General features: G+C 65.4%; 19 protein-coding genes. 8 read left to right on the forward strand and 11 right to left on the reverse strand.

Annotation, left to right across the window (positions count from 1 at the left end; genetic code table 11):
* Positions 1-3: 3 nt before the first annotated feature.
* The 3 genes from BLT75_RS01835 to BLT75_RS01845 all read right to left on the reverse strand — a co-directional run bounded on the left by BLT75_RS01835 (position 4) and on the right by BLT75_RS01845 (position 3,581).
* Positions 4-1,560 carry an AMP-binding protein gene (locus BLT75_RS01835; protein ID WP_093027101.1) on the reverse strand — a complete coding sequence of 519 codons (1,557 nt, stop codon included), beginning with the start codon at positions 1,558-1,560 and terminating at the stop codon, positions 4-6.
* A gap of 75 nt (positions 1,561-1,635) precedes the next feature.
* Entirely contained in the window at positions 1,636-2,100 is a 465-nt protein-coding gene (locus BLT75_RS01840; RefSeq protein WP_093027103.1) for a DNA polymerase III subunit chi, read from the reverse strand.
* 5 nt (positions 2,101-2,105) lie between these two features.
* Entirely contained in the window at positions 2,106-3,581 is a 1,476-nt protein-coding gene (locus BLT75_RS01845) for a leucyl aminopeptidase (protein ID WP_093027105.1), read from the reverse strand.
* A gap of 236 nt (positions 3,582-3,817) precedes the next feature.
* Here BLT75_RS01845 and lptG point away from each other — a divergent pair, with 236 nt between their 5' ends.
* From lptG to rsmA, 5 genes are all read left to right on the forward strand, one after another.
* Entirely contained in the window at positions 3,818-4,915 is a 1,098-nt protein-coding gene (gene lptG / locus BLT75_RS01850; RefSeq protein WP_093027107.1) for an LPS export ABC transporter permease LptG, read from the forward strand.
* Positions 4,916-7,069 (forward strand): LPS-assembly protein LptD, encoded by a 2,154-nt coding sequence (locus BLT75_RS01855; RefSeq protein ID WP_425441107.1) that lies wholly within the window; start codon positions 4,916-4,918, stop codon positions 7,067-7,069.
* Positions 7,054-8,292 (forward strand): peptidylprolyl isomerase, encoded by a 1,239-nt coding sequence (locus BLT75_RS01860; RefSeq protein WP_093027109.1) that lies wholly within the window; start codon positions 7,054-7,056, stop codon positions 8,290-8,292. The genes BLT75_RS01855 and BLT75_RS01860 overlap by 16 nt, the downstream gene beginning before the upstream one ends.
* Positions 8,293-8,295: 3 nt before the next feature.
* Positions 8,296-9,255 carry a 4-hydroxythreonine-4-phosphate dehydrogenase PdxA gene (gene pdxA, locus BLT75_RS01865; RefSeq protein ID WP_093027111.1) on the forward strand — a complete coding sequence of 320 codons (960 nt, stop codon included), beginning with the start codon at positions 8,296-8,298 and terminating at the stop codon, positions 9,253-9,255.
* 83 nt (positions 9,256-9,338) lie between these two features.
* The gene (rsmA, locus tag BLT75_RS01870) at positions 9,339-10,178 is read left to right on the forward strand and encodes a 16S rRNA (adenine(1518)-N(6)/adenine(1519)-N(6))-dimethyltransferase RsmA (protein WP_093027113.1); all 840 of its coding nucleotides are present in this window, start codon (positions 9,339-9,341) and stop codon (positions 10,176-10,178) included.
* A gap of 17 nt (positions 10,179-10,195) precedes the next feature.
* Here rsmA and BLT75_RS01875 read toward each other — a convergent pair whose 3' ends face one another.
* The 4 genes from BLT75_RS01875 to prfA form a co-directional block, all read right to left on the reverse strand.
* The gene (locus BLT75_RS01875) at positions 10,196-11,773 is read right to left on the reverse strand and encodes a trimethylamine methyltransferase family protein (RefSeq protein ID WP_093027115.1); all 1,578 of its coding nucleotides are present in this window, start codon (positions 11,771-11,773) and stop codon (positions 10,196-10,198) included.
* Positions 11,774-11,943: 170 nt separating this feature from the next.
* Positions 11,944-12,588: a DUF4167 domain-containing protein gene (locus tag BLT75_RS01880; protein WP_093027117.1), complete on the reverse strand. Its 645-nt coding sequence runs from the start codon at positions 12,586-12,588 to the stop codon at positions 11,944-11,946.
* Positions 12,589-12,822: 234 nt separating this feature from the next.
* A complete protein-coding gene (gene prmC / locus BLT75_RS01885) occupies positions 12,823-13,665 on the reverse strand; it encodes a peptide chain release factor N(5)-glutamine methyltransferase (protein ID WP_093027119.1) in 843 nt (280 codons plus the stop codon).
* Positions 13,662-14,717: a peptide chain release factor 1 gene (gene prfA, locus BLT75_RS01890; protein WP_093027121.1), complete on the reverse strand. Its 1,056-nt coding sequence runs from the start codon at positions 14,715-14,717 to the stop codon at positions 13,662-13,664. Before prfA ends, prmC begins: the two co-directional genes overlap by 4 nt.
* Positions 14,718-14,773: 56 nt before the next feature.
* Here prfA and BLT75_RS01895 point away from each other — a divergent pair, with 56 nt between their 5' ends.
* Entirely contained in the window at positions 14,774-15,073 is a 300-nt protein-coding gene (locus tag BLT75_RS01895) for a hypothetical protein (RefSeq protein ID WP_093027123.1), read from the forward strand.
* Here the strand turns inward: BLT75_RS01895 and BLT75_RS01900 are convergent.
* Genes BLT75_RS01900 through BLT75_RS01915 form a run of 4 tightly spaced genes read right to left on the reverse strand, consistent with a single transcriptional unit; the run spans position 15,014 to position 18,543 of the window.
* Positions 15,014-15,412 carry a DUF1499 domain-containing protein gene (locus BLT75_RS01900; RefSeq protein ID WP_093027125.1) on the reverse strand — a complete coding sequence of 133 codons (399 nt, stop codon included), beginning with the start codon at positions 15,410-15,412 and terminating at the stop codon, positions 15,014-15,016. The genes BLT75_RS01895 and BLT75_RS01900 overlap by 60 nt on opposite strands.
* A gap of 9 nt (positions 15,413-15,421) precedes the next feature.
* Complete coding sequence (gene speB / locus BLT75_RS01905) at positions 15,422-16,369, reverse strand: agmatinase (RefSeq protein ID WP_093027127.1); 948 nt, start codon at positions 16,367-16,369, stop codon at positions 15,422-15,424.
* Complete coding sequence (gene speB, locus BLT75_RS01910; RefSeq protein WP_093027129.1) at positions 16,366-17,328, reverse strand: agmatinase; 963 nt, start codon at positions 17,326-17,328, stop codon at positions 16,366-16,368. The genes speB (BLT75_RS01905) and speB (BLT75_RS01910) overlap by 4 nt, the downstream gene beginning before the upstream one ends.
* A 51-nt stretch (positions 17,329-17,379) precedes the next feature.
* On the reverse strand, positions 17,380-18,543 hold the full coding sequence (locus BLT75_RS01915; RefSeq protein ID WP_093027131.1) for a M20 aminoacylase family protein: 1,164 nt from the start codon (positions 18,541-18,543) through the stop codon (positions 17,380-17,382).
* Positions 18,544-18,609: 66 nt separating this feature from the next.
* Between BLT75_RS01915 and mazG the strand changes: the two genes are divergently transcribed.
* Positions 18,610-19,431: a nucleoside triphosphate pyrophosphohydrolase gene (gene mazG, locus BLT75_RS01920; protein ID WP_093027133.1), complete on the forward strand. Its 822-nt coding sequence runs from the start codon at positions 18,610-18,612 to the stop codon at positions 19,429-19,431.
* A gap of 122 nt (positions 19,432-19,553) precedes the next feature.
* On the forward strand, positions 19,554-20,492 hold the full coding sequence (locus tag BLT75_RS01925) for a nucleoside hydrolase (protein WP_093027135.1): 939 nt from the start codon (positions 19,554-19,556) through the stop codon (positions 20,490-20,492).
* The last annotated feature ends 55 nt before the right edge of the window (positions 20,493-20,547 follow it).

A 20,547-nucleotide genomic window follows, 5' to 3' on the forward strand; every position in this document is an offset into this window, starting at 1 on the left:
CCTTCAGGCTGCGATGCCGTCGCGCAGCACCCTGCGCAGGATCTTGCCCGATGCGGATTTCGGGATCGTGTCGACCACCTCCAGAACCCGCACCTGCTTGTAATGCGCCAGCCGGGTTTCGAGATAGGCCTGCACCTCGTCCAGCGTTGGGGCCGCCTGCCCCGGCGCCGCGACGACAAAGGCCATCGGCAATTCCCCGGCCTCGCTGTCCGGCTTGCCGATCACGGCAGCATCGGTAATCGCGGGATGGGTCAGCAGTTCAGCTTCCACCTCGGCAGGGGCCACCTGGAAGCCCTTGTACTTGATCAGTTCCTTCAGACGGTCGGTGATATAGAGATAGCCGTCGGCGTCGAAATGAGCGATGTCGCCGGTGCGCAGCCAGCCGCCCTCGACGATGGTCGCCGCCGTGGCGGCCGGGTTGTTGAGATAGCCCTTCATCACCTGCGGCCCGCGCACCCAAAGCTCACCGTCCTCGCCCGGCGGCATGTCGGCCAGCGTCTCGGGGTTCACGATCCGGGATTCGGTATTCGGGATCGCGATGCCCGAGGCGCCAGGCTTGCCCTTTCCATAGGGAGAGACATGGCTGACCGGCGACAATTCGGTCATACCATAACCTTGGGCCGCATTCGTACCCAAACGCCGCCCCATGGCGTCGCTGAGGTCGGCGCTCAGCGGTGCCGCGGCGCAATTCACATGCTTCACGCAGGACAGGTCATGGCCTTCGACCATCGGGTGTTTCGCCAGCGCCAGCGCGACGGGCGGCACGATCCACAGACGCGGCGTCTGGTATTGGGTGATCAGGTTCAGGAACATCTCCAGATCGAAGCGCGGCATGGTCACCAGGCCACCACCCGCCGCCATGTAGATGTTCATCAGCACCTGCAACCCGTAGATGTGAAAGAACGGAAGGAAGCCGACCGTCTTTTCGCCAGCGGCCAGATCCGCAACCGCAAGCGTCTGGTCGATGTTCACCACAAGATTGCGATGGGTCAGCATCACCCCCTTTGGCAGCCCCGTCGTGCCCGAGGAATAGGGCAGCACCGCGATATGCTCATCCAGATCGACCGGCGCCTGTTCCACCATTGGCGGCCCCATCAGCGAGGCCAGCGGCACCATCCCCTCGGGCGCATCGCCGATGATCACGATCTCGCTGACGCCAGTGCCTTTGATCGCCTCGTGCGCGGTTTCGGCGAACATCGCGATGGTCACCAGCACATCGGCGCCGGCATCGTTGAGCTGATGGTTGACCTCATGCGCGGTATAGGTCGGGTTGATCGTGGTCACCGTGCCGCCCGCCCAGGCCGCTCCATGGAAGACCACGCAGTATTCGGGGATGTTGGGCGCCATCAGCGCAACCACCTTGCCTGCGCCCCAACCGCGCGCGGTCAGCCCCCCTGCCAGCGCCTTGACACCACCGATGAACTGCGCCCCGGTCAGGCTGCGGCCCGAGGGACCGTCGATCAGGACGGTCGCCTCCGGGTCGATCCCCGCGAAAACCCGCTGGGAAACGGTCAGGTCCGACAGCGCCACGTCCGGAAAACTGCTCTTGTAAATGGTCATCCGAATTCCTCCCTTTCAGGAGAGATTACGCCCCAAGCACGTTATTCCAAATGAAATTGCGACCGGCTGGGTGAATCACCCCCCCGTTTCGGCCTTCTTTTCCCAGCGTCCCGAATCCTCGGACCAGTATTGTGCGGCGCAACCTGCCCCGGTCAACGCGCGCCACTGGCCGCGCGCCACCTCGACCGCGCCAGGGTCGTTGCCGTCGAACAGGATGCAGACCCGGTCGAGCGTATTCACTTCCTCGGGGCTGACGCCGGCCCCGTCGATACACATCACGCAGGTCGCGCCATTGGAAAGTTCCGGCGCCGAGGTCAAAAGGACAGGCTGTTCGGCATCATGCGGCCCGCCCGCCATCCCGTGCGGCAGGAACCCATCGTCCGGGGTCAGCCAGAGTTTCTCGTCCAGCCAATCGAGCCGACCGGGCTCGGTGCCCCGCACCGCCACCCGCCAGCCGGCCGCGAGCGCCCTGGTCAGCAGCGCGCCCAGCGTCTCCTCCAGCGGTTTGCGGGTCAGGTGGTAGAAATAGGCGGCGCCCATCGGACTCAGCCCGCCAGGTCGTCCACCAGCCGGTTCAATGCCATCACCCCCCATCCGGTCGCGCCCTTCGGCGCCCAAGAGGTCTCGGAGGTGACCGAGGCGACACCCGCAATATCCAGATGGATCCAGGGCGTGCCCTCTTTCACGAACCGCGCCAGGAACTGCGCCGCGGTGATCGATCCGGCAGGCCGGCCGCCCACGTTCTTCATGTCGGCGATGCGCGATTTCAGCATGTCGTCATAAGCCTTGCCCAGCGGCATCCGCCAGGCGCCCTCACCCTCGGCGGCGGCGGCCTTGAGGAAGGCGTCGCACAAGCCGTCGTCGTTCGAGAACACCCCGGCATTCTCATGCCCCAGCCCGATGATGATGGCGCCGGTCAGGGTGGCAAGGTCGATCATCCCCGTAGGCTTGAACCGTTCCTGCGCGTACCACATCACGTCGCACAGCACGAGCCGCCCCTCGGCATCGGTGTTGATGATCTCGACGGTGTCGCCCTTCATGGATTTCACCACGTCGCCCGGACGGGTGGCCCGGCCCGAGGGCATGTTCTCGACCAGGCCGACCAGGCCCACCACATTGGCCTTGGCGTTGCGCAGGGCCAGCGAACGCATGGTGCCTGCGACCACGGCCGCACCGCCCATATCCATGGTCATGTCCTCCATGCCAGCGGCCGGTTTCAGCGAGATGCCGCCGGTGTCGAACACCACACCTTTGCCCACCAGCGCCAGGGGGGCGGCATCCTTGTCCCCGCCCTTCCACTGCATCACGACGACCTTGGACGGGCTGTCGGACCCCTGCCCGACACTGAGCAGCGTGCGCATGCCCAGTTCGGCCAGCTTGTCTTCCTCCAGCACCTCGACCTCCAGCCCCAGCGCCTGCATCTCCTTCAGGCGGTCGGCGAATTCGCTGGTGGTCAACACGTTCGCCGGCTCGTTGACCAGATCGCGGGTCATGTGCACGCCCTCGGCCACCGCCAGCAACGGCGCGAATGCTTCGGAGACGGCGGCGGCCTTGTTATGCGCGATGGTGACCGCGCCCTTCTCGCCCTTCTCGTCTGCGCCGGGCGTCTTGTGCACGGTAAAGTCATAGGCGCGGAGCGCCAGCCCGAGAGCCAGTTGCTCGGCCCGCGCCTGCCCGCCCGCCATCACCAGCATCGGTTTGTCTCCGGCCAGCTTGGCCAGTGCAGCCCCGGCCTTGCGCGCGGTCAGCGTGTCGGCCCGGCGCGGCAGCACCAGGATGTCCAGCGCTTCGGCCGCCATCCCGACGGGCCAGGCCAGCGTCAGCGTCTGCCCGGCCTTGAGTTTTGAAAACCGGTCGCTTGCCACCAGCCGCGCCAACGCGCCCCGCGTCAGCCGATTCAGCCGCCGCGCAGCGGGACTCAGCGTGCCCTCGGGCGGCAGGATGACCGCGACCCGCCCGGTCGCGGTCGCCAGGGCATCGAGCTGGGGCTCTTCGAAACGGATCTGGATCAGGCTGGTCATCAGGGTCTCCTCAACATCTGTCCGACAAGAGGTAACGTGCCCACCGCATCTTGACCAGATAGCAGTTTTCCCCGTCGGGCAATTGCTTTAAGGTCCCGAAAAAATCGAATGACAGGCTCCGGGGGGATCGCAGTGTCAGGCCACGGCATAATCGTCCCGTCGTATTTTTCGGCGTGCCGCGATTTCGCGGGGCCGGTGCATTTTTCCCTGTGCCGCCTTTGCACAAAGGGCGCGGCATGATCCTGGACCGCTATTTCGCCCGCCGTTTCCTGCAAAGCTTCATGGTGATCGGCACCGTTTTCATGGCCCTGATCCTGCTGATCGACTTCATCGAGCAATTGCGCCGATTCGAAAGCCATGACGTCAGCTTCGGCCAGAAGATCGGGCTGACGCTGCTGAACGCGCCTGCGGGGATCAGCGAAATCCTGCCCTTGCTGATGATCCTTGCGACCATCGTCCTGTTCGTCGGCCTCGCCCGCAGTTCCGAGCTTGTCGTGACCCGCGCGATCGGGCGCTCGGGCATCCGGGCGCTGGTGGGGCCGGTACTGGTTGCGCTGATCATCGGCGGACTGACCGTCACAACGCTCAATCCGATCGTGGCCGCTACCGCCGTGCGCTACCAGACGCTTGCCGACACCTATCGCAACGGCGGTCCCTCGGCCCTGTCGCTCAGCAGCGAAGGCCTGTGGTTGCGGCAAGGCGATGCCGAGGGACAATCGGTGATTCACGCCCAGGCCTTTGGCCCTGACGGCCTGACCCTTCTGCAAGTCACGATCCTGAGCTATGCGCCTGGCGGCGGGCCTGTGCGGCGGATTCTCGCGGACAGCGCGCAACTGGATGTCGGCAAATGGGTACTGACCAATGCCAAGGTCTGGCCGCTTGAAACCGGACAGAACCCCGAAGTCAACGCCGTCCGGCACGACAGGTATGAACTCCCCACCTCCCTGACGCAGGACCGCATTCAGGACAGCCTTGGACGCAGGGAGACCATTTCGATCTACGACCTGCCAAAAACCATTGCCGAGCTCCGGCAGGCGGGATTTTCGACCAAGCGGCACGAGGTCTGGCTGCAGGTCGAACTCGCCCGGCCCCTGTTCCTGATCTCGATGGTTCTGGTCGGAGCGGCCTTCACCATGCGCCACGCCCGTTTCGGGGGCACCGGGATAGCCGTTCTTACCGCAGTCCTTCTCGGGTTTCTGCTCTACTTCATGAGAAATTTCGCGCAAATCCTGGGTGAGAACGGACAGATCCCCGTTGCACTGGCCGCCTGGGCGCCGCCTGTGGCGGCAATCATGCTGACCTTTGGGCTCTTGCTGCACGCGGAGGACGGATAATTGCGCCCCTTCGCTCTTCTTTTTGCGGCAACCGCCGCCACCTTGTGCCTCTCGGGGATCGCACAGGCGCAAACGGCGTCCGACCCTGCCGCGCAAGAGACTGCGCAGCCCGCCATGCTGGTGGCCGACAGTGTCTTCATCACGCCGGACCGGCAATTGATCGCCGAAGGCAATGTCGAGGCGTTTCAGGGCGACATCCGCCTTCAGGCGCAGAAAATTGTCTTTGACAGGCAAACCGGTCAGCTGACCATCGAAGGTCCCATTCGCATCGACCAGGGCGGTCGGGCGACGGTTCTGGCGGATGCGGCCGAACTGGACGAGGGGCTTCAGAACGGGTTGCTGCGGGGCGCGCGCTTGGTCTTCGACCAGCAGTTGCAACTGGCCGCGCTCCAGATGACACGTGTCGGCGGACGCTATACCCAGCTCTACAAGACCTCGGTCACCTCCTGCCACGTCTGCGAGGATGGCAGGCCGCCGCTCTGGCAGATCCGGGCGCTGAAGGTCACCCATGACCAGTTGGAACAGCAGCTCTATTTCGAAGGCGCGCAATTGCGTGTGCTCGACGTGCCGGTGTTCTACTTCCCGGCGATCCGCTTGCCCGACCCGAACCTGAAACGCGCGACCGGGTTCCTGATCCCGTCCATCCGGACCACCTCCGAGCTGGGCACCGGGATCAAGGTTCCATACTTCTTTCGCCTGGGCGACAGCAGGGATCTGACGATCTCGCCTTATGTTTCGTCCAAGACCAAGACGCTTGATCTGCGCTACCGTCAGGCATTCCGCCGTGGGCGGATCGAAATCGAGGGGGCCTATACGCGCGACGATCTGATCCCCGGCGAGGACCGCGGCTATGTCTTCGCCTCGGGCCAGTTCGACCTGCGAAACGACTACAAGTTGAGCTTCGAGGTCCAGACCGTTTCCGACAACGGCTATCTCGCCGATTACGGCCTGCCCGAATACGACCGGCTGCAAAGCGAAATCGCGCTGACCCGCGTCAAGCGCGACACCGCCTTCCGCATCGGGTTGATCCATTACGAAACCCTGCGTGACAGCGAAAACGAGGACGAAATCCCCTCGAACGTGTTCGACGTCGATCTCGAAAAACGCTATTTCCCAGCCGCCATCGGGGGCGAACTGAGGCTGGCCTTCGACGGGCATGGCCACCAGCGGACATCGGATGTGGACGTGACAGGCCGCGATATCGCCCGCGCCACGATTGACGCCGAATGGTTGCGCAGCTGGACCTTTGCCAGCGGCTTGCGCGCAGATTGGAAAATGGGTGTCGCGGTCGACGACTACCGGGTCTGGGACGACAGCAATTACAGCAGCGATACGCTCAGATCGGCGCCGCGCGCCGCACTGACCCTGCGTTACCCGACCGTCTACCGCGGCGCCGGTGGAACTCATTACCTCGAACCCATCGCCCAGATCGGATGGTCCAATGTGTCAGGCGCCGCGCTGCCCAACGACGAAAGCAATTTCGTCGAATACGACCAGGGCAACCTGCTGTCACTGTCGCGCTTTCCAGCTCCCGATCAGCGCGAGGAAGGCACCCGCGCGGTATTCGGCCTGAACTGGGCCCATTACTCGACCGCGGGCTGGCAAGCCAATGCAACTGTGGGCCAGGTATTCCGCAGCACCGCCGACCCGCGTTTTTCCAAGACCTCGGGGCTGGGCGGCACGGCCTCGGATCTGCTGCTTGCAGGTCAGCTGCTGCTGCCACAGGGGCTGGGCCTGACCGCACGTGGCTTGCTCGACGGCTCGCTGAACCTGTCCAAGCTCGAAGTCCGCGGCAACTGGACCGACGAACGGACCAATATCAGCGGCACCTATCTCTGGCTCGGCCGCGACCCGGCCGAAAACCGCACGCTGGCTGTGTCCGAGTTCTGGTTCGACGGCGCCTACAAGGTCAACCCGAACTGGACCGCATCCGCCAATATCCGCTACGATATCGAAGACGCGCGCGCCACCCAGGCCGGTGTCGGCTTTATCTACCAGAACGAATGCGTGTCGGTTAACATTTCGGTCAATCGCCGCTACACATCGTCGACGAGTGTTGAGCCTTCGACAGATTTCGGATTTACCATCGCCCTCAGCGGCTTTGCCGTGGAGAGCGGAAACAAAGAATACAGGCGATCATGCAACAAAACCTGACCCACCTGTCCCGATCCCTGGCGCAGCTTCTGGGGGGGGCCGTCCTGGCGCTTGGCCTTTCGGCCACCACGCTCCCGGCCCAGAGCCTGTTCAGCCCCGCCATGCGCGTCAACCAGGGCATAATCACGCATTTCGAACTGGAACAGCGTATCCGCCTGATGGAAGTGCTGCGCATTCCCGGCGATCCGGAACAGGATGCACGCCGTGCCCTGATCGAAGAAAAACTGAAGATGCAGGCGGTCGAAGAGGCCGGTATCGAAGTCCCTCCGGAGGACGTTCAACTCGGGATTGACGATTTTGCCTCCCGGACCCGCCTGTCGACCGAAGAATTCCTGGCCGCCTTGCAGGACGAGGGCGTATCCGCCGAAACCGTGCGCGATTTCGTCCGCAACCAGTTGGCATGGCGCGATTATATCAGCGCGCGTTACCTGGCGCAGGCGCGCCCGACCGAGGACGAGATCAACCGGGCGCTGGGGCTGGCCGGAGGTGGCGGGCTGCAAGTGCTGCTGTCCGAGATCATCATTCCGATCACCCCCCAGACCGTGGATCAGGTCGACGATCTGGCCGCGCAAATTTCGGAGCTGACCTCTTACGATGCCTTCGCCTCGGCCGCGGTACAGTTTTCCGCCGCCGACACGCGCAGCCAGGGCGGCCAGATGCCGTGGATGCCGTTGGCCCAATTGCCGCCCGCCTTCCAGCCCGTGATCCTGGCGCTCGAACCGGGCGAGGTGTCTTCGCCCATCACGCTGCCGAATGCGGTGGCGCTGTTCCAGATGCGCGGCCTGCGCGAAGCACCTGTCGGCACACCAAGCTATGCCTCGATAGAATATGCCGCCTATGCAATAGCCGGAGGCCGCAGCCCGGAAACGCTCAAGGCCGCGGCCGAGTTGCAGCAAAGCGTCGATACCTGCGACGATCTTTACGGCGTAGCCAAGGGTCAGCCGGTCGAAGTGCTCGACCGGGTCAGCGCAAAGCCTGGCGAAATCCCTCAGGACATCGCCCTTGAGCTGGCCAAGCTCGATCCGGGCGAAACCTCGATCGCTGTCACCCGCAACAATGGCCAGACCTTGTTGTTCCTGATGCTCTGCAACCGAACGCGCGACCTGGGCGGCGATGCCTCGCGCGAGGATGTGGCCAATGCGCTGACCCAGCAGAGGCTGGAAACGCTGGCCAACAGCCTGCTGGAACAGCTGCGCGCGGACGCTGTCATCATCGAGGAATAGGCCATGCGTCCGATCGCGCTGAGCTGCGGCGAACCGGCAGGCATCGGCCCCGAGATCGCCATCGCCGCCTGGGATCACCTGCGCGAGACTTGCCCCTTCTTCTGGATCGGAGATCCCGGACATCTGCCGCCCGGTACACCGGTGGCGATACTCGATGATCCGGCAGCGGCGATACAGGCCAGCAAGTCCGCGCTGCCCGTTCTGCCGCTGCGCTTTGCCGCCCCGGCAAGCCCCGGCCAGCCCGACCCGCGCAACGCGGCAGGCGTGATTGCCGCAATCGAACGCGGTGTGGCGCTGGTGCAGTCGGGCGCGGCCAGCGCAATATGCACCGCGCCCATCCACAAGAAAGCGCTGATCGACGGCGCCGGCTTCGCCTATCCCGGCCATACCGAGTTCCTGGCCGCATTGGCAGGCCGCGACCGGGTGGTGATGATGTTGGCCAGCGCGCAATTGCGCGTGGTGCCCGCCACCATCCATATCGCGCTGGCCGAGGTACCGCGCGCCCTTACCCCCACGCTTCTGCGTGAAACCATCGAGATCACCGCCGCGGGCCTGCGCGACCAGTTCGGTATCGCGCGTCCCCGCCTAGCCGTGGCCGGGCTGAACCCGCATGCCGGCGAAGGAGGCGCCATGGGCCGCGAGGAAACCGACTGGATCGCCCCGCTTCTGCAAGAGATCAAAGGCGAATTCACTCTCACTGGCCCGCATCCCGCCGATACCATGTTCCATGCTGCCGCCCGCGCCCGCTATGACGCCGCGATCTGCATGTATCACGACCAGGCGCTCATCCCGATCAAGACGCTCGACTTCGACCGCGGCGTGAATGTCACCCTCGGGTTGCCGTTCATCCGCACCTCGCCCGACCACGGCACCGCATTCGACATCGCCGGTCAGGGCATCGCAAACCCCTCGAGCCTGATCGCCGCTCTCCGGATGGCGCAGGATATGGCACATTCGGCCTAGACCCTTTCATTCTGCGGCAAATACTGCCACCGGAGACGGAATTCTCTGGCATAGCCCCCGCCGCTGCGAATACACCCAATTTCATGAGCGCCATCGACACCCTGCCCCCGCTGCGCGAGGTCATCGCGACCCACCAGCTTTCCGCCCGCAAGTCGCTGGGCCAGAATTTCCTGCTCGACCTCAACCTGACCGCCAAGATCGCGCGGCAGGCGGGCGATCTGAGCGATTGCGACGTGCTGGAAATCGGCCCCGGCCCGGGCGGGCTCACCCGCGGGTTGCTGGCCGAGGGCGCGCGCCGGGTTCTGGCCATCGAAAAGGATCCGCGCTGCCTGCCGGCGCTGGCCGAGATTGCCGCGGCCTATCCGGGGCGGCTCAAGGTGATCAACGGCGACGCGCTCGAGATCGACCCGCTTGCCTATCTGACCCCGCCGATCCGGATCGCCGCCAACCTGCCCTACAACGTCGGAACCGAGCTTCTGGTGCGCTGGCTGACTCCGCCCGACTGGCCACCCTTCTGGCAGAGCCTGACGCTGATGTTCCAGCGCGAGGTGGCCGAGCGCATCGTCGCGCGGCCGGGGTCAAAGGCTTACGGAAGGCTTGCCATCCTCGCGCAATGGCGCGCCGAGGCACGGATTGTCCTGTCGCTGCCGCCCGAGGCGTTCACGCCGCCGCCGAAAGTATCGAGCGCCGTGGTCCACCTGACCGCCCTGCCGGAGCCAAGGTTTCCGGCCAATGCCGCGATCCTCAGCCGCGTCGTCGCCGCGGCCTTCAACCAGCGCCGCAAGATGCTGCGCGCCGCGCTCAAGGGGCTGGCCCCCGATATCGAGGACCACCTGACAGCCGCGGGTATCGCGCCGACCGAGCGGGCCGAACAGGTCTCGCTCGAAGCCTTCTGCGCCCTGGCCAGGCAACTGGAACGCTGATCCGGACAGCGGTGCGCTCAGATCACCTGCGTACCAGCCCCGTGATGCACGGCATCGACGATGAACCTGTCGGCCGCCGCGACGATATCGGCGATCTCGCGCCTCTGGTCCTCGCTCAGCACACCCTGTTCCGGCGCGGCGGCGATCAACGACAGCGCCTTTTCGCGCGCCATGTCGAAGGCGGTACGCCGCCCCGATTTCTCGTAATCGTCGCGCCCCTGCCGCAGGAAGACGCCGGGCCGGTGCTGATCGCGGCACAGCGCCAGCGTATGCGTGCTGTCGAGGAAATGCCCGCCTGCGCGCACCTTCAGCATCTCTTCCCAGTTCAGCGCCTCGGCGCTGATCTCGGCCGGTTGCATGAACCGGCGGATCATCGCGCCAACCTCGTCATCCAGAACCGCCTGCACCGGGCTGAACACGGTGGCGCATTCCAGCTGCCCGACCCCGCCCAGGATATCTGCACCCGACAGGGCGACAGCCTGCGCGATCAGCGCCCGTTCGGCCATGGACTGGTGATCGGCGTCCGGAGTATCCGAACCCGAACCATAGGTATGCGTCGGCAGGCCAAAGCCCTGTTTCATCAGTTGCACCGCCATCGACGCGGCCTGAATCGATTCCGGGCAGGATTGCAGCGCCGAACCGGTCCGCATGTCGAGCGTGAACATCAGCGGCACCGCGATCACCGGCGTGCCGGGCGCCAGCACATGGGTAACGGTCAGCATGGACAGGATCTCGGCCGCCGCCATCAGCACCAGCCCCGCGGTGCTGAGCGGCGCGGTGCCGCCCGCCGAGGGCAGAGAGCAGGCATGCAGCGGCAGACCCAGCGCCCCGGCCTGCAGAATCACCTCGGTGTCCATGTACTTGAATTCCAGAGGCGAGAACGAACAGGTGATGACCGAGGTGATCGGATGCGCCTTGAGTGCCGTCTCACCCCCGGCAGCCACCGCGGCGATCTTCAGCAGGAACTCGATGTTCTCCTTGCCATAGGGCTGCATCCAGCAATGCTTGTCGGTATGCGATACCATCTCGGCAAAGGAATGCACATCGGCGGTCACTTCGGGAACGCCATGTACGAAAGGATGCGCGATGAACCCGACCTGATCGAGCCCGCTTGCCACGGCGGCCATCTCGCGCACCGCCTTCAGGTCAAGATTGCGGTACTTCGTATCGCGCGGGTCGACATAGCCATGCGCGCCGGTCCCTGTTCGCATGACGAAGCCGCCATCCGCGCGCGGGATCGGCAGATCCAGATCGCGCCGTTTGCCGGCCAGAGCAAAATCGCGCGGCGCCTCGGCAATCGCGTCTTCGACCAGCTCTCGCGGAAACCGCAGCCGGTCGGCATCGCGCCCGGGTGTGGCGCCCGCCGCCAGCAGCGCGGCACGGGCGCGGGGATGGATGATGACAACGCCGTAGTCGGCCAGAAGGTCGAGGCTGCGGCGCCTCAGATCGGCGATCTGCCCTTCGGTCAGAAATCCGAACCGGCTAGCCGCCAGCGACACAGGTGACGGATGAAACGCACTCGGCGCTGAAGGTTCGACAACAGGCGCGCTGCGCCGACGGGTCCGACGGGGGGTAGTTGCGGTATTGGTTTCCATAACGATATCCCGGGTTCAAGGGTTGTTATGGCACACACCGATTAGACTCACTGCCTGCCGACTTGAGCAGGCGAACGGTGACGCAAGAGAAAGATTCGGTCAATTCCCCGGTCACGACAAAAAAACGCCGCCCAAAGGGCGGCGTTTTTTGTTTTCGGACGCGGACCCGGTTACTCGGCCGCCTCAGCCGGACCGCCCGACTGCGGGTCGCCCGGCTCACCGGCCGTCTCATCGGCCGTTGACGCCGCGGGCTTTCGTGCGCGGGGACGGCGCGGTGCTTTCTTGGGCTTGGGTTCGGGCGTCGCCTCGGGTGCGGGCTCGGCATCCTGCGGCGCGGCGCTTTCTCGTTTTGCGGTGCTCGCGCTCCGGCTTTCGGGCGTTTCGACCAGCCCGCTGTCGCCTTCGGTCTGATCGGGCGCATCGACGTCCAGCACGTCCGGCTGCGGCGCATCCGCCAGATCCGATGGCGAGTTGCTCTCACGCTCCTGCCGTTCGGCCCGCTCACGGTCGCGCTCGGCCTGCCGTTCGCGGTTGTGGCGTTCCTGTTCTTCGCGGCGCGCGTCGATCTCGCGCTGCGCCTCGCTCAACAGCCGGGTGTAATGCTCGGCATGCTGTTGAAAATTCTCGGCAGCCACCCGGTCGTTGGCCAGCTGCGCATCGCGCGCCAACTGGTTGTACTTCTCGATGATCTGCTGCGGCGTGCCGCGTACCTTGCCCTCGGGGCCGGAACTGTCGAACACGCGGTTGACGACATTGCCGCCAGTGGGCCGGTTGCGGTTGCTCTTCGACCGCGAACGGGATTTGGACGATCTCATTGTGTTAACGTCAGCCTTATTGGTCTCTGCCGATGAACCCATTCGACGCCGCTTGCGGTACGTGTTGCCGGGACATCGACTTTTTGGGCTTGCTGTCGGGGATGCGCCGATACCGTGCATCAAGGGCCGCGACAAAACCGAGTAAGCACGTCCAGCCGCCGCAGACAAGAGGCTTGGCTAAAAAATCTCGGGTTTTTGATCAGGATTGGCACATTTGCGCCTCACGCGCAGGGGTTATTCCGGCAGGATTGCCGCAACGACACGGTCGCGCCCGTCCAGATCCGGAATCACCCGAATGCCGGACAGGCCTGCCGCTTCGAAAAGTTGCGACACCGTCAGCGCCTGTGTCGGGCCGATTTCGACCATCAACCGTCCGCCTGGCACCAGGTGGTCGGGCGCACCGGCGGCGATCCGCCGATAGGCGCCCAGCCCGTCACCGCCATCGGTCAGCGCCATCTCGGGTTCGTGGCGCAGGACCTCGGGCGCCAGCCCCTGCATTTCCGCCAAGGCGATATAGGGCGGGTTGGAAACGATCAGGTCGAAACGCCCGCCGACCCGTTCGAACCAGTCCGACGCGACAATGTTCACGCGCTCCGCAACGCGATGCAGCACGGCGTTGGCGCTGGCCTGAAGGCAGGCGGCCTCGCTCAGGTCGACGCCCATGCCGGTCGCCGTGGGCCGCTCGGCCAGCAGCGTGACCAGAATGCAACCCGACCCGGTGCCCAGATCCAGAACCCGGTCAAAAGGCGCGCTCAGCGCTACCTCGACCAAAGTCTCGGTCTCGGGGCGCGGGTCCAGCACCTCGGCCGAGACCTTGAACCGGCGGCCATAGAATTCGCGTTCGCCCAGCAGATGCGACACCGGCACGCGGACGGCGCGCAGCGCAATCAGCTGCTCATACCGTTCGGCGATTTCCGGGGCCAGGTCCTCGGGCGCGATCAGGGTCACGCGGCTGGCTTCGATCCGGGCGGCGTGGGCCAGGAGCAGCCGGGCGTCCCGCGCCGGATCGGGCACACCGGCGGCGCGCAGCCGCGCCGCGGCGGCCGCCATCGCCTGTGCCGCGGTCTGACCGCTCATTGTCCCATCTCGGCCAGCATCCGTGCTTGCCCATCGGCGATCAGCGCGTCGATCACCTCGTCCAGATCGCCCTGCATCACCTGGTCGAGCTTGTAGAGCGTCAGGTTGATCCGGTGATCGGTCATCCGCCCCTGCGGGAAGTTATAGGTGCGGATGCGTTCCGACCGGTCGCCCGACCCCACCTGCGCCGACCGACTGGCCGAGCGCTCGCTGTCGAGCCGCTGGCGTTCCAGATCGTAAAGCCGGGTTTTCAGCACCTGCATCGCGATCTCGCGGTTGCGATGCTGCGATTTCTCGGAACTGGTCACCACGATGCCGCTGGGCATGTGGGTGATCCGCACCGCCGAATCGGTGGTGTTCACATGTTGACCGCCCGCGCCCGACGACCGCATCGTGTCGATGCGGATATCGGCCGGGTCGATCTGGATATCCACATCCTGCGCCTCGGGCAGCACCGCCACCGTCGCGGCCGAGGTATGGATGCGCCCGCCGCTCTCGGTCTCGGGCACCCGCTGCACCCGGTGCACGCCGGATTCGTATTTCAGCCGGGCAAAGACATTCTCGCCGCTGATCCGCGCCACCACTTCCTTGATGCCACCCAACTCGGTCTCCTGCAGCTCGATCAGCTCCAGCTTCCAGCCGCGCGCCTCGGCGTAACGCTGGTACATGCGCAGCAGGTCACCCGCGAACAAGGCCGCCTCGTCGCCGCCGGTGCCGGGCCGGATTTCCAGGATCGCGGGCCGTGCGTCGGCCTCGTCCTTGGGCAACAGCGCCAGTTGCAGCGCCCGCTCGGCCTCGGGCAGCCGCGCCTTCAGGAGCGGCAACTCCTCCTCGGCCAGCGCCTTCATGTCGGGATCCGACAGCATCTCCTTCGCCTCGGCCATATCGGCGCAGAGCTGCCGCCAGGCGGCGATCTGCTCGACCACCGGGCGCAGGTCGGAATATTCCTTTGCCAGCCGCGCGATATCGCCGCCCGAGGCGCTATCGGCCATGGCCGCCTCCAGGTATTGGAAGCGCTGGGTAATCTGGTCTAGGCGTTCTTCTGGGATCATTGCGGCGGTGTCCGATATCCGGGGGCTTTGGTCAAGGGGCTCGGCTGTGCTAGCTTATGCGCATGGCACGTATTCTCGCCCTGATCCTGCTCATTGCGTCCCCGGCGCTGGCCGATGTCGTTGGCCCCGGCGGCAAGACCATCGACTGCTATTGCACAGACAAATCCGGCAGCCGGGTCGAGCTGGGCGAAACCATCTGCCTGCAGGTCGACGGGCGCATGTTCATGGCGCAATGCCAGATGTCGCTGAACGTGCCGATGTGGCGCGAAGTGTCCGAGGGCTGCCTGTCCTCCGGCCTAGTGCCCAATCGCCGCCAGCCACTGATCGACACGGTCGCGGTTTACCCCAAAATCTGAACCCCCGAACCTCAGCCGCGCCCAGATTCGCAGGGTGTCGCCATCCTGCCAGGCGGTGGTGTAGTCGGGAAAGCCGAACACCCGGCTGCGGGTGACATAGGTGACCATCCCTTCGGTCACGGACCCGGCCAGCACACGGGTGCGCGGTGTGGCTCGCGCAACCCTGTCCAGCCGCGCCAGCCCCTCCGGCCCGGTCGCGACGGCCCGCAGCACGCCGCCCTGCATGTCCCGGTCGGCCGCAACCGCCGGGCGCTGGTGCCAGCGGGCCGGGACCGACGGGGCCAGCCGGATCCAGGCCAGCCCCAGCACGACCAGCGCAATCAGGAACCAGACCAGCATCCGCACCGCTCAGCGCGCCTGCACGCCGGGCAGCACGCAGAGCAGTTCATAGAGCAGATTGGCCGCCGTCAGCGCGGTGTTGCCCGAGGTGTCATAGGGCGGCGACACCTCGACCAGATCGCAGCCGACGATGTTCAGCCCCTTCAGCGCGTGGATCAGCTCCAGCGCCTGTGGCGTGGTCAGCCCGCCGATCTCGGGTGTGCCGGTGCCGGACGCATAGGCCGGGTCGAGGCTGTCGATGTCATAGCTGACATAGACGGGCCGGTTGCCGATATCGCGCCGGATTTCTTCGCCGAGCGGCTTCAGGCTGCGGTGCCACAGATCCCAGGCGGGGAAATGCTGAAACCCCCAACCCTGCACCTCGGTGAAATCGGTGGCCGCATAGCCCGATCCGCGAATGCCGATCTGATAGGTCTTGTCGGGCTGGATCAACCCTTCCTCATAGGCGCGGCGGAACACGGTGCCATGCGTTTCACGCTCGCCAAACATCTCGTCGTTCACATCCGCATGGGCATCCACATGCACCAGCGCCACCGGCCCATGCTTGGCCGCGACGGCCCGCAGGATCGGCAGGGTGATCGAATGATCGCCCCCCATCGCCACCGGGATCACGTCATGGGTCAGGATCGCGTCATAGCTCTCCTTGATGATGCGCAGGCTGTCGGCCAGCGAGAAGGTGTTGATCGCCAGATCGCCGATGTCAGCGATCTGCAAACTGTCGAACGGCGCCGCCCCGGTCGACATGTTATAGGGCCGGATCATCGCGCTTTCGGCGCGGATCTGTTTCGGCCCGAACCTTGTGCCCGAGCGCCAAGAGGTGCCGATATCCATCGGCACCCCCAGAATGGCCACGTCGAGCCCGTTCAGCTCCTGCGCCTGCGGCAGCCGCATGAAGGTGTTCGGCCCGGAAAACCGGGCCAGGTCATTGCCGCTGATCGGCCGGTTGAACTCGGTCATACCAGCTTGTTCCAGCCCAGCAGACAGATGATCTGTGTCGCCACATGTGCGCCCGCGATCGCGGTGGCGCCGGTGGTGTCAAAAGGTGGAGAAACCTCGACCACGTCGCCGCCCTTGATGTTGATCCCACCCAGGTCACGCAGGATGATCGACGCCTGGAGCGAGGTCAGGCCGCCCCAGACCGGCGTGCCGGTGCCGGGCGCAAAGGCCGGGTCCAGCGCGTCGATGTCGAAGGTCAGATAGACCGGGTGGTCGCCGACGATCTGCTTGACCTTTTTCGCCACCGCCGCGGGGCCGCTCTCCTCGACCTCGCGCGGGTCGATGATGTTGACGCCCAGCGTGTCCTCGTTGGTGGTGCGGATGCCGATCTGGACCGAGCGCGCCGGATCCACCAGACCCATCTTCACCGCCTTGTAGAACATGGTGCCGTGATCGACGCGCTCCATGTTGTCGTCGGGCCAGGTGTCCGTGTGGGCATCGAACTGCACCAGTGACATCGGCCCGTATTTCTCGGCATAGGCCTTGAGGATCGGGAAGCTGATATAATGATCTCCCCCCAGCACCACGGTGGACACGTCTGCCGCCAGGATGGTGCGGATATGCTCGGTCAACCGGCCGGGAAAGCTCGGCACATCCGCATAGTCGAAGGCCAGGTCGCCATAATCCACAATGGCCAGATCGCTCAGCGCCCTGAACGGCCAGCCATAGGGCTCGTCCATGGATTGCAGCGTGCTCGCCTCGCGGATGGCACGCGGCCCAAGCCGGGTGCCGGGCCGGTTGGTCACCGCCTGGTCAAAGGGCACGCCGGTTACCGCGACATCGACGCCGCGCAGGTCCTTCGTATAGAGCCGCCGCAGGAAGGACACCGCCCCCCCGAACGTGTTCTCAAAGGACAATCCCTTGAGTTCCGGTACGGTGAACGCCTCGTCCACCGCTGATTTCGCATCTTCAAGAGCCACTTTTCCTTGCTCCTCCTTGGGTTCCCGGCGGGTTGGCGACGCGCGTCAACGTCAAGCCACCGGCTGTGCCTTCTCCACGATCCTCGCAAAGAAGGACGCCCCCACCGGCGCGATCTCGTCGTTGAAGTTGTATTTCGGATGATGCAGCCCGGCGCTGTTGCCCTGGCCGATGAACAGATAGGCGCCGGGACGCTTTTCCAGCATGTAAGAGAAATCCTCGGCCCCCATCTCGCGCCCGCCGTCTGCAACCACCTTGCCCGCGCCCGACACCTCGCGCGCCACTTCGGCGGCGAACTCGGTCTTGGCGGGATCGTTGATGGTCGCCGGATAGCCCACCACATAGTCCAGCGTCGCCTCGACCCCGTACGAGGCCGCCTGCCCGGCCACGATCTCCTCCATGCGGCGCATCACCATCCGTTGCACTGCCGGGTCAAAGGTGCGCACGGTGCCATTCAGATAAGCTGTGTCGGGAATGACATTGTTGACCGTGCCGGCGTGGATCTGGGTGACCGAAACCACCAGGTCGTCCAGCGCGTAGTGGTTGCGGCTGACGATGGTCTGGATCGCCTGCGCGATGCCACAGGCCGCCATCACCGGATCCAGCGTCTCGTGCGGCATGGCGCCGTGGCCACCGCGTCCCTGAATATGGATCTCAAACGTGTCCACCGCGGCCATCAGCGGTCCCGGAGTGGTATAGAACGACCCATCGACATGGCCCGGCGCGTTGTGCAACGCATAGACCTCTGCGATGTCGAACCGGTCGAGAATGCCCTCGCGCACCATCACGTCGGCACCGCCGCCCTCTTCCTCGGCCGGCTGAAAGATCAGCGCCACCCGCCCGCTGAAGTTCCGCGTCTCGGCCAGGTAGCGCGCGGCCCCCAGCAGCATCGTGGTGTGCCCGTCATGTCCGCAGGCATGCATCTTGCCCGGATGGGTCGAGGCATAATCCACCCCGGTTTCCTCCGGGATCGGCAGCGCATCTATGTCCGCGCGCAACCCGATGGTCGGCCCCTCGCCCCGACCGTTGATGATCGCCACCATACCTGTCGTGGCGATGCCCTCGTGCAACTCGTCCACTCCGAATTCACGCAACCGTTCCGCGACAAAGGCGGCCGTCTTGTAGCACTCGAACTCCAGCTCGGGGATTGTGTGCAGGTGCTGGCGCCAGGCGGCCATGTCGGCGGCGAAATCGGCAATACGGTTGATGACGGGCATGAGGGGTGGACTCCAGGGCCTTGCTGCGGGATGCATGCATCTGACACAGGAACGAGGACCGCTGCAATGCCCGATGACACGCTGATCCACGACCCATCGGCCGGAATCGAGCGCCTGCTGGAGATCATGCGCCGCCTGCGCGACCCCGAAACCGGCTGCCCCTGGGACATCGAGCAGGATTTCGCCACCATCGCCCCCTACACGATCGAGGAAGCCTACGAGGTCGCCGACGCGATCGAACGCGGCGCCTGGGACGAGTTGAAGGGTGAGCTGGGCGACCTGCTCTTTCAATCGGTCTTTCATGCCCAGATGGCCGCCGAGGCGGGTCATTTCACCTTCCAGGACGTGGTGCGCACCATGTCCGACAAGATGGTCGACCGCCATCCGCATGTCTTCGGCGCCGAGAGCCGCGACAAGTCCGCCGAACAGCAGACCCGCGACTGGGAGACGATCAAGGCCGCCGAACGGGCAGAGAAGGCGCAGCAGGGCGCGCTCGACGGGGTCGCACTTGGCCTGCCCGCTCTCCTGCGCGCCTGCAAGCTGCAAAAACGCGCCGCCCGCGTGGGCTTCGACTGGGGCGATGTCGGCCCGGTGCTCGACAAGATCGCCGAAGAGACCCGCGAACTGGTCGAGGCACGCGACAGTCTCGACGCGGACGCGCTCGAGGACGAGTTCGGCGACCTCCTCTTCGTCATCGTCAACCTCGGCCGCCATCTCGGCGTCGAGCCCGAGTCCGCGCTGCGCCGCACCAACGCCAAGTTCACCCGCCGCTTTACCCAGATCGAGGCGCGGCTGGCCGCAAAGGGCAAGACCCCGGCCCAGAGCACGCTTGAGGAAATGGACGCGCTCTGGAACGAGGTGAAGGCCGAGGAAAAAGCCCGCCCCTGACCCTTCATTTCGCCGCAAATACTCCGGGGGAGCGCCGCAAGGCGCGGGGGCAGCGCCCCCTGCGACCTCTGGACAGCGCCCCCCGCGCCTGTCACCACTGATGCACACGACCGGAGATCCCCATGCCCCGCAACATCATCATCGACACCGATCCCGGCCAGGACGACGCCGTCGCCATCCTGCTGGCGCTGGCCAGCCCCGACGAGATCGAGGTGCTGGGCATCACCGCCGTCGCCGGCAACGTGCCCCTGCCGCTGACCGCGAAAAACGCCCGCATCGTCTGCGAACTGGCCGGGCGGACGGATGTGCCGGTCTTTGCGGGTTGCGAGGCACCCATCGCGCGCAAGCTGGTCACCGCCGAGCATGTGCATGGCCGGACCGGGCTCGACGGACCCGACCTGCCCGATCCGACCATGTCGCTCCAGGACACCCACGCCGTCGACTTCATCATCGACACCCTGCGCGCCCAGCCCCCCGGCACGGTGACCCTCTGTCCGCTGGGCCCGCTCACCAACATCGCCACCGCCTTCACCCGCGCCCCCGACATCGTCTCCCGCGTGCAGGAAATCGTGCTGATGGGCGGCGCCTATTTCGAGGTCGGCAACATCACGCCCGCGGCGGAATTCAACATCTATGTCGACCCCGAAGCCGCTGATATCGTTTTCGGATCCGGCGCGCCCCTGGTCGTGATGCCGCTCGATGTCACCCACAAGGCGCTGGTCACCAAGGCGCGCAACGACGCCTTCCGCGCCCTTGGCACCCCCGTCGGCATCGCCGTCGCCCAGATGACCGATTTCTTCGAACGATTCGACAAGGAGAAATACGGCTCCGAAGGCGCCCCCTTGCACGACCCCTGCGTGACAGCCTATCTGCTGCGCCCCGACCTCTTTTCCGGACGCCACATCAACGTCGAGATCGAAACCACCTCGGACCTGACCTTAGGCATGACCGTAGCCGACTGGTGGCGGGTGACGGACCGCGCGCCAAACGCGCTCTTCATCGGCCAACTCGACGCCCAGGGCTTCTTCGATCTGCTGACCGAACGGCTGGCCCGGCTGTGAGCGCCCCCGCCTCGCCCCGCCGGACATGGCGCGCCGCACCCGGCACAGCGAAGAA

The sequence above is a fragment of the Ruegeria marina genome (assembly GCF_900101475.1).
GTDB lineage: Bacteria > Pseudomonadota > Alphaproteobacteria > Rhodobacterales > Rhodobacteraceae > Ruegeria_B > Ruegeria_B marina.